The following is a 16,291-nucleotide window of genomic DNA, read 5'->3' as shown; positions in this document are numbered from 1 at the left end:
GTGAGACCCCTAAAGACGAGTAGCACGAGGAGGCTCACCAGCCGCCCGCGGAAAGCGAAATGTGTTTCCGTAGCGGTAGATTTAGCACATATTATCATTAAAAGTTACTTCGCAGTCTATATCTTTTGTGTCAAACAATAAATCACTTCGGTGGGACGAGTGACCGCAGTTCAATTTTTTAGAAAGCAGCCTTATTAATTGATGTAAAGAAAGTGGTGTACATAAATGTTTGAAAACTTTAAACAGGCAGAGATGTTTTTTGAAAGTAGAAAATCCTTGGGAATTAAGCCTGGCTTAGATAGAATTAAAAGATTACTGGATCTGCTGAATAATCCACAGGATAAAATCCATGCGATTCATGTCGCAGGAACCAATGGAAAAGGATCGACAGTGCAATTTATAAAGAATGCACTGAAGAGTAATGGCTATCATGCAGGTGTGTTTACATCCCCCAGTTTTTCCGGACTGACTGGACATATAAGTATAAATGATACCATAATACCGGATGATTTATTTCTAGCTTTATGTAATGAAATGTATCCTGCGATTAAGCAACTGGATCGGGAAAACATGTCTCCAACCGAATTTGAAATTATTACTGCACTGGCATTTTTATATTTTTCAAAGCATGTTGATGTTGCCATAATTGAAACTGGTATGGGTGGGCGTGAAGATACAACGAACTGCTTCCATCCCATTATGTCCATTATAACAAATATCTCTAAAGATCATACGAATTTTTTAGGCAGTACTTTAGAAGAAATAGCATACCATAAAGCCGGGATTATAAAACAGGCTTCACCAGTTATTATAGGTGAAATGGACCTGGAGGCACTGGCAGTTATTGTAAAAGAAATACATAATAATAAGACAAATAGTTATCAAATGGGACAGGACTTTACATATAAACTTATCGATTATAGTAAAGATTCCGGAATACAACATTTCTCATGGAATAGAAAAAAGGATAGCCATAGTCTTTCCATCCAAATGCTTGGAGAGCATCAGGTGAAGAATGCTTCGATTGCTTACATGGCAGTTTTAAAGCTGGCTGAAATTGGTTATGCAATCAATTTACAAAAAACAAAAGAAGCTTTCGAAAACACTATAATTCCCGGAAGGCTTGAAATGGTGAAACAAAATCCTTCAGTTATTTTGGATAGTGCGCATAATCCTGCAGGAATTGAATCATTATTACAAACAGTGGCTGCAAATTTTAAAGACAAGCCAAACCACCTTATATTTGCTGCATTTAAAGATAAAGATCTGGAAACGATGCTTGAAGTACTTAGCGGATATTTTACATCGATTACAGTTACAACTTTTGATCATCCACGTGCCGCGAGTGCCGAAAAATTATATGAATTAACACAGGATGTTAATACAAAGATTTGCAAGGATTGGAAAGCAACAGTGGAAAATATGAAACAAAAAGACAGCAATTATTTTATTACTGGCTCCCTGCATTTTATCGTACAAGTTAGAAAGTATTTAAATTCACATTAGAAAACTTGGCTTATCGCCAAGCCTTAATGGCGAAAGCCTTAGTTTCACTTATACTGATTTCCTAAAAAAGTTATACTTTTCTATCAGTGTAAATAATGGTTTTTTGTAGAATTGTTTTTTAATAGTCTGACAGTATTCATCTTACTTTTTATATCCCCTATGCTAGAGTGAAACAAAACTAATAGAGTGAGGGGATAAGATGGGTAAGCAAAAGAAGAATGGAGTATCGAATAAAAAAAATAATACAAAAGATCGCTTAAAAGCTTTTAAGAAAAGTAGGGAGGAGCATGCTGCGACACTTCAAAACCCAGGTGATGATTCTATTCCAACCTTAGCCAGACAATATGAAGGCAGTAATAGCAAAAAGAAATTCGGTAAAAAAGAAGGTAAATTAAAGCATTTTAAACCGGTTATTGTGACAACAATTGCAGCTATTGCTATTGGGTCAATTTTGGGTTTTGTAATGCTAAGAATGTTTGTAATCATTGATGGCGATCTAAGTGCAAACGGAAGTAATAATACACCTGTACTGGCTGATGATACCGATAAAGATGAAGAAGAATCATCAACAGCAACGTCAACTTCGTTATATATGCTTGAACCAATTCAAGCATTTGTTTTGCAGAGTGGGGTCTTTTCAGAACAAGCTAATGCAGATGAATGGGCTGCTAAATATGATGAAGCAGGCTTACCATCAATTATTTGGGAAATGGATAATCAATATTTTCTATTAGCTGGGTTGGGCAACACAAATGATCATGCAAAACAGTCTGCAGCTGAATTAAGTGCAGATGGTTTTGATATTTTTGTTAAAGAGTGGAATACAGGTGAGATAGAAGTAGAGCTTACCAAAGAAGAGCATGCATGGCTTAAAACTTTTGTTGAGCAATGGGAGGAAACATTAGCTTCACTAACCAGTAATGAAGTATTTTCAGTAGCTTCCTGGAAAGAATTAATTAATAATTATCCGGAAGGAACTAAAAAGTTATCCGGTCTATCAGAAACAATAGAAGAAGTAATCGATGAAATGAGTACAGCAGAAAATAGAAAAGCACAACATATTCTTCTCAAATTATGGTTGCAATACGATAAAGTAACAAATAACTAAGTATTTTAAGAAATAGTACCAAATAGTTAATTTTCTGTTTTACCTTGTTAAGGCCAAGAGATAATTTAATTTTCCCCTAGTGGAATTTTCAAAAATAGGGCTGTAAGTGTGCTTCATAATTTAATTTCGCTGATTTGTCTCCACAGATATAACGTTTTATTATAAACGTATATATTGAAAGGAGGTTAATCAATGACAACATCAACAATCATGATAAAGGATGTGCCAAAGGAAGACCGTCCCAGGGAGCGTATGATAAAACATGGTTCCAGACATTTATCAAATCAGGAATTAATGGCAATTTTACTTGGAAGTGGTACAAGGGAAGAGTCCGTGATGGCTCTGTCGAATCGTGTTTTAATGCATTTTGAGGGATTGAAACTATTAAACGATGCAACGATAGAAGAGTTGACAGCAATAAAAGGAATTGGAGCAGCAAAGGGAGTGTTAATCCTTTCTGCGATTGAGCTTGGAAAAAGAATGAATCAATATAAACCAATGGATCGCTATGTTATCCGCTCACCGGAGGATGGGGCAGATTACGTGATGGAAGAAATGCGGAGTTTGAATCAGGAACATTTTGTTGTTCTTTTTCTAAACACCAAAAATCAGATCATCCATCGACAGACAATCTTTATCGGCAGTTTAAATGCATCTATCGTGCACCCCAGAGAGGTTTTCCGCGAAGCAGTGAAACGGTCAGCAGCATCGATAATTGTTGCACATAATCACCCCAGTGGAGTGCGCCTGCAAGGTGCGTAAATTTAGCGATTTCATTTGAAATCTAGAACTTCTTACAATGTTCTATGGTCAGCATCTTACCTTGAGAGGAAACTCATAGAGGAAACATAGCATGATGTGAAAAGGAGAAAAGACGACAAAGCTATCCAAGTCGAGTCAGTTCTTCAGACCAAGTGATGTATGGTAAAAGCTATACTGCCTGAATCCTAGACGAATGAGCGATGGGTGCGCCTTTACCTACGATAGCTAACAGGTATTGAGGATAAAATGGGGGACGTATCTTCAGAGCGTCTGTGGGACATCGCCGCTTTCCTGTCCATAGTAAGATTTATCCTTCAATCTTCCACTAGAAGAAACCGTCGAAAGGGATACCTAACCATCACATATCTAAATTTATGTCATAATGCAGGGATTATCTAAGTGCGAGTGCCTTATGGCTATTAGACACAGGTCTCTGAAAAGCGCATAGGATAACGGAGTTTTTATAGTACCCAACGTTTGCTCGTAATGAGTTTAGCAGGGGGAAGAAAAACAGGTTGATGTTAACGTTAACTAGAAAGGAGTCATGAACATGGCGATAAATCCATTTCGGCAGTTGGACGTTATAAGGAATGCTTCTCAAAAAGGGAACACCGTTACGGATTGTTACCGTCTTATGTATAACAAAGAACTGTGGATTAAAGCGTATGCAAAACTATATCCGAATGCAGGGAATCTAACAAAAGGTACATCTAATGAAACAATAGATGGCTTCGGTTTACAGAAAATTGATGATATCATTGAACAATTAAAAGCTGGAACATTCCGCTTTGCGCCTGTAAGAAGAGTTTATATCCCGAAATCTAATGGGAAAAAGAGACCTCTAGGAGTTCCTAACTTTAAAGATAAGATGGTACAGGAAGTTATGAGAATGATACTAGATAATGTATATGAACCAGTATTCTCAGACAATTCCCATGGGTTTATAGAAGGAAGAAGCTGTCATACGGCTCTATCCCAAATCAAAAACACATGGAAAGGTCTAACATGGTGTATTGAAGGAGACATTAAAGGCTTCTTCGACCATATTGACCATTCTGTATTAACCAATTTAATATCAAAGAAAATTCATGACAATCGTTTCCTGCTTCTTATTCATAACGCTCTTACAAGTGGTGTCATGGAAAATTGGACATACCATAAAACATACAGCGGTACGCCACAGGGAGGTATCATCTCACCTTTGTTAGCCAATATCTATCTTCATGAGTTTGACTTATTTATGGAAAAACAAATGGAAGAATTCGATAAAGGCAAAACAAGAGCTAGAAGCAAAGAAACAAAAGCTTTCAAATCAAAAATTGAGACAACTAAAAGAAAAATCAATAGGCTAGACGAAAAATACGGACACAAACTTTGGGAGAAACGGTCAGTGCTAATCGACCAAATACAAAACTTCAAAAAGCAAAGTTTGACTGTCCCGTCAGTTGATCCAATGGATGATAACTATCAAAGAATGAAGTACGTTCGTTATGCTGACGATTTCGTCATTGGCATTGCAGGGAACAAGGAACGTGCAATGAAAATAAAAGAGTTGGCACGGAATTTTCTTGAACATGAATTGGAACTTGAGCTAAGTGAGGAAAAGACACTTATTACACACCTAGAGAATTCAATACTATTTCTCGGATATGAATTCCGAAGTTGGAATGAGGTTAAAGTCAAAAGAGTCACATATAAAAACCAAAAACATCCACTGAAAAAACGGACGCTTTCAGGTGCAATAAAGTTGGAAATTCCCGAAAAGAAAATAAAAGCATTTTCAATAAAAAACGGATATGGAAATTTGGACACATTTAAAATAACCCACAGGACAAAACTTATTAACAATTCGGAGCTAGAAATACTGTATACCTTTAACGCAGAGCTTCGGGGAATCGCAAACTACTACAAAATTGCTAACAACTATCATCATCTAGACAGGCTATTCTATTTAGCAGAAAGTAGTTTTATCAAAACAATTGCTAATAAACGAAGAAGTACCTCTATGAAGGTTGCTACAAGCATGAGAACTCACAAACAGGGTGTACTATGCTTAATGAGGAAAGATAAGTATGGTAACGACAAACACCACCAGTTTGTAAAATTAAAAGACCTTCCAAAAATTAAAGGTGCAATCAAAGTAGACCCACCTGATATAGACATATCGGTGAATACAATGAAATATTCAGGTAGAACAGAATTTGAACAACGCTTATTAGCAAATCGTTGTGAAGCGTGCGGTATAACAGAAGGTCAGATGGAAGTCCATCACGTCCGTAAATTAAAGGACATAAAGAATAAACGTAACTTAACATATCTGGACAAGGTTATGATTCAACGTAATAGAACAACACTTGTCCTATGTTATAAGTGCCATCATGACCACCATGAGAAGCAAATTCCGATTAGTCAACTGGCGAGCCGTATACGCTGAAAGGTGTACGTACGGTTCTGGGGAGGGAACTGTGAAACCCTTGATGGAAACATCAAGTAGGCACATGGTTCCTATCCTACGATCCCTCTCCATCTCAGGAAGACATTCATGTGACAAGACGTTTAGTTGAATCAGGTAAAATGATCGGAATAGAACTTTTGGATCATTTGATCATCGGCGATAGAAAATTTGTATCATTAAAAGAAAAAGGATACTTATAACACTATCTATTTTAGCTTTTTTTTCGTATAATTATATAGACCGATTAATAAATCAGCGCCATTTTTCGATTTTTATTGAAAGTGGCGCTTATTAAGATTGTTAGTTCTAAGGTTTAATTTTACTTATTTGGAATTTTATGGCTTGCTTCGATGATTGCGTTCAGTTTAGCACATAATATTAAAAGAGATAGTAAAGCTAAAGCTACATATACAAATGAATTGTGAGTTGGAGAGGGAGATATTTTTGGGTAAATTTAGTTTTTCACAAGATTTAGGAATAGATTTAGGTACTGCAAATACACTTGTATTTGTTAAAGGTAAAGGCATTGTTGTACGTGAGCCCTCTGTTGTAGCCAAAAACAACGAAACTGGAGAAGTGGAAGCTGTTGGTAGTTCCGCTAGAAATATGATTGGGAGAACGCCAGGTAATATTACCGTAATCCGTCCAATGAAAGATGGCGTAATTGCTGATTATGATACAACTGCCGTGATGATGAAATATTATATTAAAAAAGCGATGAGAAATAGATCCTTTTTTGCAAAAAAACCGGATGTTATGGTCTGTGTCCCGTCAGGAATTACAATGGTGGAAGAGCGTGCAGTTATCGATGCGACAAAGCAAGCTGGAGCAAAAGATGCTTTTCCGATTGCAGAGCCATTTGCTGCAGCTATAGGGGCAGGGTTACCTGTTTGGGAACCAACAGGTAGCATGATTGTTGATATTGGTGGAGGTACAACGGAAGTAGCAGTTATTTCACTCGGTGGTATTGTTACAAGCCGGTCGATCAGAAAAGCTGGGGATAATTTAGATGAAGCTATTATTAATTATATACGCAAGCAATATAGTTTAATGATTGGAGAGCGATCTGCAGAATCAATAAAATTAGATATTGGCACTGCCGGTGAAGCTGCAGGAGATGAGGAAATGGATATACGTGGTCGGGATTTATTAACCGGTTTGCCAAAAACCATAACGATAACTTCCAAAGAAATTGCTGCTTCATTAAATGACACGGTCGAAGCAATTGTTGAGGCAGTTAAAAATACATTGGAAAAAACCCCACCTGAATTGGCTGCAGATATTATGGATCGTGGTATCGTGCTATCAGGAGGAGGCTCTCTTTTAAAAAATATTGACCAAGTTATTAGTGATGAGACGAAAATACCTGTTTTTATTACAGAAAACCCACTGGAAAGTGTTGCAATTGGAACAGGTAAATCAATAGAGTACATTCGGCATTTCCGTTCAAATTCAAATGTATCCTCTCGTCCAACTGTTGAGTAAGTAGGTGTTTTGATGCCATTTTTTAGAAAGAAACGTTTATTTATAATTTTAATTGGATTCATTATCCTTGTAGCATTAATAGGATTTTCCCTGACGGATAGAGGGAAATTAACCACTGCAGAACAATTTGTTAATGATACTGTTGGATGGGCGCAAGGTGTTATACATGCACCAGTTAATTTTATAACAGATATCTTTACGAACATTGATGATTTCAGGGATACGTATAAAGAGAATCAGCTATTAAAAGAAGAATTGTCAGAAAATAGAAGCCTGATTTATGAATCTCAGGAGTTAAGAGAAGAAAATGAGGAACTGCGCAACACATTGGAGTTAACGGATTCAATAAGAGATTTTGAACCCATCCAGGCAACCGTTATATCTCGTTCACCTGAAATTTGGATGGAACAGGTTACAATAAATAAAGGGGAACAAGACGGTGTAAAACCCAATATGGCCGTTATAACAGCTGAAGGTATGGTGGGGAAAATCCAAAGCCCATCACAATTCACATCAACGGTACAATTAATTACAGGATTTGATCAATTCAACCGTATATCTGCAACAATTTCTCGTGAAGATGGAAAAGATATCAATGGTATGATTGAAGGTTTTGATAAGGAAAGTAATTCCTTGCTATTCAAAATCATTGAAGAGTCAGATAAGGATTTGGAAAAAGGAGAATTAGTCGTTTCTTCCGGAATGGGTGGTGTGTTTCCTGCCGGTTTAATGATTGGCAAGGTAAAAGAGGTTACACCTGACCAATATGGGTTAACACGCACAGCCCTAATAGAGCCTGCAGCGAATATGTATGAAGTAAATAATGTTATTGTTGTAGACAGAACCTTAACGGAAGAGGCAGAGATTGAAAGTGAAGATGAAGAGGAGGGTGAATAATGAAACGTTTGTATTTACCCCTCTTTCTCTTTCTGTTCCTTATATTGGAAGGAGTAGCATTAGAACTGCTTCCAGCCAGTTTAATCATGAGTGATTATCTGATCGTGCCACACTGGGTGTTCATATTTCTCGTATATCTAGCTATTTTTTATGATGAAGAGAATACATATTTTTCAGTAGTTTATGCGCTCGCTTTTGGACTCCTGATTGACATAGTGTATACAGGAATACTAGGTGTCTACATGTTCTCTTATGGATTAATAACTTACATTATTCATGGAGTAAAAAAGGTACTTCATGGAAACTTTTATGTAACGGTATTATTAGGCCTTATGGGATTGGCTTTAGCAGATATTTCTATAAATGGTATATTTATAGTAGTGGGTATTAGCGACATGTTATGGAAAGATTATTTTACGTATCGACTCCTTCCTACAGTTATTTCAAATCTTGTATTTCTTCTGGTATTATATCCGGTTATGGTAAAACGTCTTATTCGATGGAGCAAAGAACAACTAGCCGGAAGAAATACTATATAATTATGCTTGGTACTAGTTATGAGGTGAACATATCGTGCTTGACAAGAAACAATTAATTACAATCAAAGGTACTAGAGAAGGACTTTCGCTATTTATAGATGATTCCTGTTCATTTGACGATGCGATGGAAGATTTGAATGAAAAAATAATTGCCAGTCGTCCGAAAAATGATGAGCCGATTGTATCTGTAAAAGTTAAATTAGGTAACCGTTTTTTATATGAAGCGCAAAAGGATCAACTTAGAGAAATTATCAGTGAAATAAATAGATTTACCATCCATTCTTTTGAATCAAATGTCATTCATAGAGAAGAAGCTCTTGCATGGAAAGAAGATAGTGAAATCAAGGCTGTCAATCGAATTGTCAGGTCTGGTCAAGTATTGGAAGTAAAGGGCGATCTCTTATTAATAGGTGATGTTAATCCTGGAGGAAAAGTGGTTTCTACGGGAAATATATATATAATGGGAAGCTTATATGGTATCGCCCATGCAGGTTCTGATGGTGACCTGAGTACATTCATAGCAGCATCTTTCATGAAGCCCAGTCAACTCCGAATTGCAGATTATATTAGCCGTGCTCCAGATTATGAATCTGATGGTGTGTATATGGAATGTGGTCTTATAGATGAGGTACAGGATAAAATAATAATTGATCGACTACAGGTTCTTTCACATAAAAGGAAAGAAATAAGCGGATTCGAAAGGAGAATGCAAAATGGGTGAAGCAATAGTCATTACATCCGGTAAAGGTGGGGTTGGTAAAACAACTACTTCTGCCAATATAGGTACAGCTCTAGCGCTAATGGAGAAAAAAGTATGTTTAATAGATACTGATATTGGCTTAAGAAACCTTGATGTTATAATGGGACTGGAAAATAGGATTATTTATGATATTGTGGATGTTATTCAGGAACGCTGTAAATTAAAACAAGCGCTCATTAAAGACAAACGTTTTGATCATTTATCCTTATTACCTGCAGCACAAACCAGTGACAAATCAGCTGTAACTACAGAAGGTATGAAAAAAATCATTTCAGAACTTAAACAGGAATATGATTACATTATCATTGATTGTCCTGCCGGTATTGAACAAGGCTTCCAAAATGCTGTAGCCGGAGCTGATAAGGCGATCGTTGTGACAACACCTGAAAAATCCAGTGTACGTGATGCTGATCGAATTATTGGATTACTGGAAAAAGAAGATATGGAGTCTCCAAAACTCGTAATCAATCGAATTCGTAACCATATGATGAAAAATGGCGATATGATTGAAATTGACGACATTGTACAAATTCTTTCCATCGACCTTGTTGGAATAGTTATAGATGATGATGAAGTGATTAAAGCCTCTAATACCGGAGAACCAGTTGCTTTTCGTCCAAACTCAAAAGCTTCGATCGCTTATAGAAACATTGCAAGACGGATTTTGGGAGAAAACGTACCTCTGCAATCATTAGAAGATAAAAAAGGCATGATTCAAAAAATGAAGCAGTTTTTGGGAATGCGGGCTTAAGGCTTAAGAAAGATGTGATGAAGGCGATATTTATTCATTACATCTTTTTTCTTATTCATAACCTGTATATTCTTTTCATACACTTGTACAAAAGTATGTGAAGGAATGTGAGGATAATGAATAAAGGAGTAAAAAAGGTTCGTAAATCAATTGTTCAACGTAAAAAGATGCGTGGTCTGAACGCTAAAGATGGATCTAAAAAGCAAATTTTTCCAGCATTTCCCGAAGAGGAAGAGAAGCACGGGTATTTTCCGATTTTTACGGACAGTTCGATGCAGGGCAGAGATAAAAGTAATATAGTGCCTGGGTTTATGCTAAAGGGTATTTTAGCAGCTTCACTCTTCCTGGGGGCAGCCTTGTTGACTGAAGCAGAAGCAGAGTTTCTTCAAAAACCAAAAGAGTGGACAGGCAATGTACTCACAGAAGAATTTCCATTTGCCAAGGTAAACCTCTGGTATCAGGAAACATTTGGCAGTCCACTAGCCTTTACACCTCAGCAAAACGAGACAATAGCTGATGGAGAAGCAATGCTGCTGCCTGTAAACGGCAATGTAACCGAAACTTTTCAGGCCAATGGTAAAGGCATTCTGATTGCACCAGAGGAAACTGCAGATGTTTCAGCATTACGTGACGGTGTCATTATTTTCGCCGGCAATGATAGTGAGACAAATAAAACGGTAGAAGTGCAGCATGCAGATGGTAGTATATCTACCTATGGTTACCTTAGTGATGTCGATGTTCATCTATATCAATTTGTTTCAGGCAATCAGCGAATAGGAAAATTTACTCCTACTGCAGAAAATGAAACAGTATATTTTTCAATTGAGAAGGATAATGATTATTTTGATCCGGTTCAGGTGATACAAGTCGATGACCTTCCATAAATATTTGCCTAAAATTCACATTCATCCGGTACTGATGATATTTATTGGGATTTCACTAATTACAGGTACGTTTATGGAACTTTCAATTATTATAGCAATTGTTCTATTCCATGAGCTGGGTCATTTTATAATGGCAAAGTTTTTTGACTGGCGGATAAAAAGTATTATGCTTTGGGTGTTTGGTGGCGTGATGGATACAGATGAACACGGAAATCGACCATTACGGGAGGAAGCATTGGTTACAATTGCCGGGCCATTTCAACATATGATTATTTATATCATTTTATACTTTTCAACCCATGTTGAGATCTTTCCTTTGTCTGTAGTGGAATTGATATTTTATTATAATACTGCCATTCTTATTTTTAATTTATTGCCTATCTGGCCATTGGATGGCGGTAAACTTCTTTTTCTATGCTTATCCGGCTATTTTCCATATAAAAAGGCCTATCATTCGGTTATTATATTTTCAATGATTACATGCTTATTATTGCTGCTGGTACAGTTATTTCTTTTCCCATTCACATTGAGTGCCTTTTTTATTATGCTATTTTTATTTATGGAAAATAGATCAGATTGGAAGCAGCGTTACTATGTGTTCATTCGTTTTTTATTAAAAAGGTATGAAGGTAATGCGCCCATTAAAGATGTCCATCCCGTTAACGTACTGGCGGAAAACACGTTAATGGATGTATTTAATACTTTTATGCGTGAAAAGAAACATTCCATCTATATTACATTTCCTGATAATCAACGTAAATCTATCGATGAGGCGGATTGTCTCAGAAGTTATTTTCATGATAAACATTATGATAAAACAGTTGGCGAAGTTTTTAATTATATAAATTAAAAGAATCTCTGCGATGCTTGACAAATCCTTCGTAAACATGATAACATCAATACGTTATTCATCGTAGCACCCGTGCTACAACCGCACAGATCAGGTCCAATTAAACTCTTAGGATAGAGTACCTGCCATGGCGAGTCTGGGTTAATCTAAGGAGGTGCAAGATATGTACGCAATTATAGAAACAGGCGGTAAACAAGTTAAAGTTGTTGAAGGTCAGGAAATCTACGTAGAAAAAGTTACAGCAGAAGCTAGCGATTCTGTTACTTTTGATAAGGTTCTTTTCGTAGGTGGAGATGATGTTAAAGTTGGTGCACCATATGTTGAAGGTGCAACTGTAACTGCTAAAGTTGAAAAACAGGGACGTCAGAAAAAAGTTGTTGTTTATAAATACAAACGCAGAAAAAACTATCATCGTACACAAGGTCATCGTCAGCCTTATACAAAATTGGTAATTGACAAAATTAATCTGTAAGGATCTAATGATATGATTCATGTAACTGTATTTAGAGCGAATAATCAAATCAAGGCATTTGAATTATCCGGACATGCCGAGAGTGGACCTTATGGCTATGATCTGGTATGTGCAGGAGTATCAGCTGTATCTATTGGAACAGTCAATGCAGTTATGGAATTATGTGAAGCAAATTTAAAAATTAAGCAGGGGGATGAAGGTGGTTATCTTCATGTCAGCCTACCGGACTCAATTAATAGAGAGATGATGGATAAGGTACAGCTCCTGTTTGAAGGTATGCTTATTTCATTAAAATCAATTGAAAACGAATATAATCAATTTATTACTATACAAAGTAAATAGGGAGGTGCAGCAATATGCTACGTCTAGATTTACAATTTTTCGCTCAGAAAAAAGGTGCAGGTAGTACAAGAAACGGACGTGATTCCGAATCTAAACGCCTTGGTGCAAAAAGTGCAGATGGCCAGTTTGTTACTGGAGGATCTATTCTATATCGTCAACGTGGAACTAAGATCTATCCAGGTGAAAACGTAGGTCGTGGTGGAGACGATACACTTTTTTCCAAGATTGATGGTGTTGTTAAATTCGAACGCTATGGTCGAGATCGCAAAAAAGTAAGTGTCTATCCAGTTGCCCAGGAAGCATAATTTAATTAATAAACAATAAAACTCCAGCCAATTTATTGGTTGGAGTTTTTTGCATTCCAATCATTTAGTAGTATGCGTTTTTAAAATTATCTGCTATACTTTTCATATTAATGGGGGGAATTATGGTGGAGAAAGATGTTGTACAGGCACTGCAGCATTATCGACATGATTTAATGAATGATCTGCAAATTGTTCAAGGATATTTGAGTATGGGTAAAGCAGATAAAGCAGAAGCTAAAGTGAAGGAATGGATGGAATACTTTAACGAAGAGCGAAAATTGATGAGTTTAAAAGCTCCATCGTTTATACTTTGGGTAATACAATTTAATAGTAGATATGAAAATTTTCGTTTATCTTATACCATTCATACAGAAAATAAGGATTTACAGAAAATTGATGAGAAATTAGTCGAACAATGCAATCATATTATGGAGGATTTTATAAATACGAGTAATGATCAGGAATTATATAATTTGAAATTGAAGTTAAGCCTGACGGAGAATCCATCGAAAATAAATGTGAGAATTTGTCTTGACCATGAAAAAGAAAATATAAATAGCGGAAACATGGATGAAAATATTGAAATTATGTTAATAGGGTAGAAAATAGATTCTATTCTATGCAAATGATGAGGTGAGCAGTTATGTTTGTAGATCAGGTTAGTGTATATGTGAAGGCTGGAGATGGTGGTAATGGTCTTGTCGCATACCGTAGAGAGAAATATGTTCCAAAAGGCGGACCTGCAGGAGGAGACGGCGGAAATGGCGGCAATATTATTTTTGAAGTGGATGAAGGTCTTAACACATTAATGGATTTTCGTTACAATCGCCATTTTAAGGGAAAACGTGGGGAAAACGGCATGAGTAAAACACAGCACGGGAAAAATTCAGCCCCATTAGTTGTTCCAGTCCCCCCTGGTACTACTGTAATAGATGAAGAAACAGAAGAAGTTATTGCTGATTTAACAACACATGGCCAACAGGCTGTTATAGTCAAAGGTGGCAGAGGAGGACGTGGTAATACACGCTTTGCTACACCAAGGAACCCTGCTCCGGACATGGCTGAAAATGGTGAGCCAGGACAGGAGCGGAATATAAAGGTTGAGCTGAAATTAATTGCAGATGTCGGGCTAGTGGGATTCCCGAGTGTTGGTAAATCAACATTGCTATCTGTAGTCAGTGCGGCTAAACCAAAGATTGCTGACTACCACTTTACAACATTGGCACCCAATCTTGGTGTTGTAGATACAAGTGATCAACGCAGTTTTGTAATGGCTGATTTACCTGGTTTGATTGAAGGAGCACATGAAGGAATAGGACTCGGGCATCAATTTCTTAGACATGTGGAGCGGACAAGATTAATTGTTCATGTCATAGATATGGCAAGTACAGAGGGAAGAGATCCGTACGATGATTATTTAAAAATTAATCAGGAATTAAGAGAATATGACAGCAAGCTTATGGAGCGACCACAAATAATTGCAGCAAATAAAATGGACATGCCTGGTGCAGAAGAAAACCTCGAAAAATTTAAAGAGCAATTGGAAGATGATTTTCCTGTATATAATATATCAGCACTTACCAAAGATGGGTTAAGGGATATTCTATTTGCCATTGCAGATGCACTTGATGCTATTCCGAAGAATACTGAAGAGCTGGAAGAAGTAGAAGAAAAAGTTGTTTATCGGTATCAAAAAGAGGATGATCCATTTGAAATTACACGTGACTCTGATGGCGCATTTGTTCTATCGGGCATTAAAATTGAAAAACTATTTAAAATGACTGATTTCAACAGAGATGAAGCAGTACAACGATTTTCACGCCAGCTTCGAGGAATGGGTGTTGATGAAGCACTAAGAAAACGTGGGGCAAAAGATGGGGACACGATTCGATTACTGGATTATGAATTTGAATTTATAGAGTAAGGAAAAGACATTCCTGCTAAATAACAAGGGGGAGAATTTTTTTGACAATTTCAATTGGCTATCTCGGGCCTAAAGGTACATTTACAAAATTAGCTGTAGATACTGCATTTAATGGGGAAAATAAGCAGAGCTTTGATACCATTCCAGAGTGTATAGATGCTGTAGAGCAAAATAAAATAGATATTGGTGTTGTTCCACTGGAAAATGCGATTGAGGGAACTGTTCAGCTAACAGTTGATTATCTAATCCATCAGGTGAGGTTACCGGTTGCAGCAGAAATAGTTGTCCCAATTCAACAGCATCTTCTTGTACGTCCTGATTTTAATGGTGAACTGTCGGATATTGAGGAGGTGCACTCACATAGTCATGCAATCGCACAATGCCATCAATATATTCATCAAAACTTAACAGATGCAGGTATTCGTTTCACTACATCAACAGGAAAGGCTGCTGAAATTGTAGGAGAAAGCTCTGCACCTATTGCTGCGATAGGCAACAGACTTGCGGCAAGTGAATATGGCTTACAAATTCTTAAAGAGAATATCCATGATTATTCTAATAATCATACAAGATTTCTTGTGCTGTCCAAAAAAAGAGAATTAGTACATATCAAGCATTCGAGTGAATTAGATAAAACAACTGTATTAATCACTTTGCCAAGTGATCAGGCTGGTGCTCTGCATCAAGTACTTTCAGCATTTGCATGGCGTAAAATGAACCTTTCAAAAATCGAGTCAAGACCGATGAAGACAGGATTGGGGAATTATTTTTTCATCATTGATGTGAATCAGCCCTATGATGATGTGCTATTTCCAGGTGTAAAAGGAGAACTAGAAGCGTTAGGCTGTAATGTAACGATTCTAGGTACATATCCGGTTTATCATATGAATATATAGACTCTTTTTCGAAAAGGTGGTTGCTATATAATCCGATATAAAAGACGACATAAGATACAAGTTCAGAAATGCACTGTGTGGACCTTAGGGCTTGAAGATATCTGATGCAAACTGTCTAATAGAACGCTTCTATGAGCCCGAACAAAGTCAAAACAGTTGCGAGCGGTCACATAGAATGCCTCTATACGCCCAAACGAAGCAGAATCAGGAGTAATGGTCCCATAGAACAGTCAAGTCCTTAATTCTGTGTAATTTCCTAATACAAGTTTTCAACTATTTATTTGGCTTTTATATTGAATTTTATTTGGTAGGGAGGGGCCCCTCCCTACCAAATAAAATTTTCGCGTCAAAATTC

General features: G+C 36.9%; 17 protein-coding genes, 1 pseudogene and 1 other annotated feature. All 18 genes and pseudogenes read left to right on the top strand.

Translation table 11 applies throughout. The annotated features are described in order from the left end of the window. The first annotated feature begins 225 nt into the window (after nucleotides 1–225). The 18 genes and pseudogenes from CIL05_RS21145 to pheA all read left to right on the top strand — a co-directional run bounded on the left by CIL05_RS21145 (nucleotide 226) and on the right by pheA (nucleotide 15,936). The gene (locus CIL05_RS21145) at nucleotides 226–1,506 is read left to right on the top strand and encodes a bifunctional folylpolyglutamate synthase/dihydrofolate synthase (RefSeq protein ID WP_095657518.1); all 1,281 of its coding nucleotides are present in this window, start codon (nucleotides 226–228) and stop codon (nucleotides 1,504–1,506) included. A gap of 199 nt (nucleotides 1,507–1,705) precedes the next feature. Continuing rightward, nucleotides 1,706–2,614 carry an SPOR domain-containing protein gene (locus CIL05_RS21140; protein WP_095657517.1) on the top strand — a complete coding sequence of 303 codons (909 nt, stop codon included), beginning with the start codon at nucleotides 1,706–1,708 and terminating at the stop codon, nucleotides 2,612–2,614. Between the two features lie 192 nt (nucleotides 2,615–2,806). Continuing rightward, nucleotides 2,807–3,376 carry a RadC family protein gene (gene radC, locus CIL05_RS21135; RefSeq protein ID WP_095657516.1) on the top strand — a complete coding sequence of 190 codons (570 nt, stop codon included), beginning with the start codon at nucleotides 2,807–2,809 and terminating at the stop codon, nucleotides 3,374–3,376. 550 nt (nucleotides 3,377–3,926) lie between these two features. Further along, on the top strand, nucleotides 3,927–5,810 hold the full coding sequence (locus CIL05_RS21130) for a reverse transcriptase/maturase family protein (protein WP_095657515.1): 1,884 nt from the start codon (nucleotides 3,927–3,929) through the stop codon (nucleotides 5,808–5,810). Nucleotides 5,811–5,884: 74 nt separating this feature from the next. Continuing rightward, nucleotides 5,885–6,031 (top strand): annotated as a pseudogene (locus CIL05_RS21125) (JAB domain-containing protein); the annotation flags it as partial. Between the two features lie 244 nt (nucleotides 6,032–6,275). Continuing rightward, nucleotides 6,276–7,316 carry a rod shape-determining protein gene (locus tag CIL05_RS21120; protein WP_095657514.1) on the top strand — a complete coding sequence of 347 codons (1,041 nt, stop codon included), beginning with the start codon at nucleotides 6,276–6,278 and terminating at the stop codon, nucleotides 7,314–7,316. 12 nt (nucleotides 7,317–7,328) lie between these two features. Next, nucleotides 7,329–8,213, top strand: a complete 885-nt coding sequence (mreC, locus tag CIL05_RS21115; protein WP_095657513.1) for a rod shape-determining protein MreC — start codon at nucleotides 7,329–7,331, stop codon at nucleotides 8,211–8,213. Continuing rightward, nucleotides 8,213–8,752 (top strand): rod shape-determining protein MreD, encoded by a 540-nt coding sequence (gene mreD / locus CIL05_RS21110; RefSeq protein WP_206207823.1) that lies wholly within the window; start codon nucleotides 8,213–8,215, stop codon nucleotides 8,750–8,752. The genes mreC and mreD overlap by 1 nt, the downstream gene beginning before the upstream one ends. Before the next feature lie 34 nt (nucleotides 8,753–8,786). After that, nucleotides 8,787–9,473, top strand: a complete 687-nt coding sequence (minC, locus tag CIL05_RS21105; RefSeq protein WP_095657511.1) for a septum site-determining protein MinC — start codon at nucleotides 8,787–8,789, stop codon at nucleotides 9,471–9,473. Then, on the top strand, nucleotides 9,466–10,263 hold the full coding sequence (gene minD, locus CIL05_RS21100; protein ID WP_095657510.1) for a septum site-determining protein MinD: 798 nt from the start codon (nucleotides 9,466–9,468) through the stop codon (nucleotides 10,261–10,263). The genes minC and minD overlap by 8 nt, the downstream gene beginning before the upstream one ends. A gap of 116 nt (nucleotides 10,264–10,379) precedes the next feature. Continuing rightward, complete coding sequence (locus tag CIL05_RS21095; RefSeq protein WP_095657509.1) at nucleotides 10,380–11,147, top strand: M23 family metallopeptidase; 768 nt, start codon at nucleotides 10,380–10,382, stop codon at nucleotides 11,145–11,147. Next, the gene (locus CIL05_RS21090; RefSeq protein WP_095657508.1) at nucleotides 11,134–11,997 is read left to right on the top strand and encodes a M50 family metallopeptidase; all 864 of its coding nucleotides are present in this window, start codon (nucleotides 11,134–11,136) and stop codon (nucleotides 11,995–11,997) included. Before CIL05_RS21095 ends, CIL05_RS21090 begins: the two co-directional genes overlap by 14 nt. Before the next feature lie 69 nt (nucleotides 11,998–12,066). Continuing rightward, nucleotides 12,067–12,145, top strand: a sequence feature (ribosomal protein L21 leader region). 15 nt (nucleotides 12,146–12,160) lie between these two features. Continuing rightward, nucleotides 12,161–12,469, top strand: a complete 309-nt coding sequence (gene rplU, locus CIL05_RS21085; protein ID WP_095657507.1) for a 50S ribosomal protein L21 — start codon at nucleotides 12,161–12,163, stop codon at nucleotides 12,467–12,469. Between the two features lie 12 nt (nucleotides 12,470–12,481). Then, entirely contained in the window at nucleotides 12,482–12,811 is a 330-nt protein-coding gene (locus tag CIL05_RS21080) for a ribosomal-processing cysteine protease Prp (RefSeq protein WP_095657506.1), read from the top strand. A 14-nt stretch (nucleotides 12,812–12,825) separates the two neighbouring features. After that, a complete protein-coding gene (gene rpmA / locus CIL05_RS21075; RefSeq protein ID WP_095657505.1) occupies nucleotides 12,826–13,116 on the top strand; it encodes a 50S ribosomal protein L27 in 291 nt (96 codons plus the stop codon). A gap of 122 nt (nucleotides 13,117–13,238) precedes the next feature. Further along, nucleotides 13,239–13,718, top strand: a complete 480-nt coding sequence (locus tag CIL05_RS21070; protein ID WP_206207822.1) for a Spo0B domain-containing protein — start codon at nucleotides 13,239–13,241, stop codon at nucleotides 13,716–13,718. A gap of 41 nt (nucleotides 13,719–13,759) precedes the next feature. After that, complete coding sequence (gene obgE / locus CIL05_RS21065; protein WP_095657503.1) at nucleotides 13,760–15,040, top strand: GTPase ObgE; 1,281 nt, start codon at nucleotides 13,760–13,762, stop codon at nucleotides 15,038–15,040. Nucleotides 15,041–15,087: 47 nt separating this feature from the next. Further along, nucleotides 15,088–15,936, top strand: coding sequence for a prephenate dehydratase (gene pheA / locus CIL05_RS21060; protein ID WP_095657519.1), 849 nt, complete (start codon nucleotides 15,088–15,090; stop codon nucleotides 15,934–15,936). The last annotated feature ends 355 nt before the right edge of the window (nucleotides 15,937–16,291 follow it).

The sequence above is a fragment of the Virgibacillus profundi genome (assembly GCF_002287375.1).
Lineage (GTDB): Bacteria > Bacillota > Bacilli > Bacillales > Amphibacillaceae > Virgibacillus_K > Virgibacillus_K profundi.
Note: the sequence above shows the minus strand (reverse complement) of the source record. Positions and strands in the feature narration are given on the sequence as shown.

Coding starts and splice junctions, on each gene's coding strand:
- CIL05_RS21145 (WP_095657518.1), top strand. CDS start 226: ATGTTTGAAAACTTTAAACAGGCAGAGATGTTTTTTGAAAGTAGAAAA.
- CIL05_RS21140 (WP_095657517.1), top strand. CDS start 1,706: ATGGGTAAGCAAAAGAAGAATGGAGTATCGAATAAAAAAAATAATACA.
- radC (WP_095657516.1), top strand. CDS start 2,807: ATGACAACATCAACAATCATGATAAAGGATGTGCCAAAGGAAGACCGT.
- CIL05_RS21130 (WP_095657515.1), top strand. CDS start 3,927: ATGGCGATAAATCCATTTCGGCAGTTGGACGTTATAAGGAATGCTTCT.
- mreC (WP_095657513.1), top strand. CDS start 7,329: ATGCCATTTTTTAGAAAGAAACGTTTATTTATAATTTTAATTGGATTC.
- mreD (WP_206207823.1), top strand. CDS start 8,213: ATGAAACGTTTGTATTTACCCCTCTTTCTCTTTCTGTTCCTTATATTG.
- minD (WP_095657510.1), top strand. CDS start 9,466: ATGGGTGAAGCAATAGTCATTACATCCGGTAAAGGTGGGGTTGGTAAA.
- CIL05_RS21095 (WP_095657509.1), top strand. CDS start 10,380: ATGAATAAAGGAGTAAAAAAGGTTCGTAAATCAATTGTTCAACGTAAA.
- CIL05_RS21090 (WP_095657508.1), top strand. CDS start 11,134: ATGACCTTCCATAAATATTTGCCTAAAATTCACATTCATCCGGTACTG.
- rplU (WP_095657507.1), top strand. CDS start 12,161: ATGTACGCAATTATAGAAACAGGCGGTAAACAAGTTAAAGTTGTTGAA.
- CIL05_RS21080 (WP_095657506.1), top strand. CDS start 12,482: ATGATTCATGTAACTGTATTTAGAGCGAATAATCAAATCAAGGCATTT.
- rpmA (WP_095657505.1), top strand. CDS start 12,826: ATGCTACGTCTAGATTTACAATTTTTCGCTCAGAAAAAAGGTGCAGGT.
- CIL05_RS21070 (WP_206207822.1), top strand. CDS start 13,239: ATGGTGGAGAAAGATGTTGTACAGGCACTGCAGCATTATCGACATGAT.
- obgE (WP_095657503.1), top strand. CDS start 13,760: ATGTTTGTAGATCAGGTTAGTGTATATGTGAAGGCTGGAGATGGTGGT.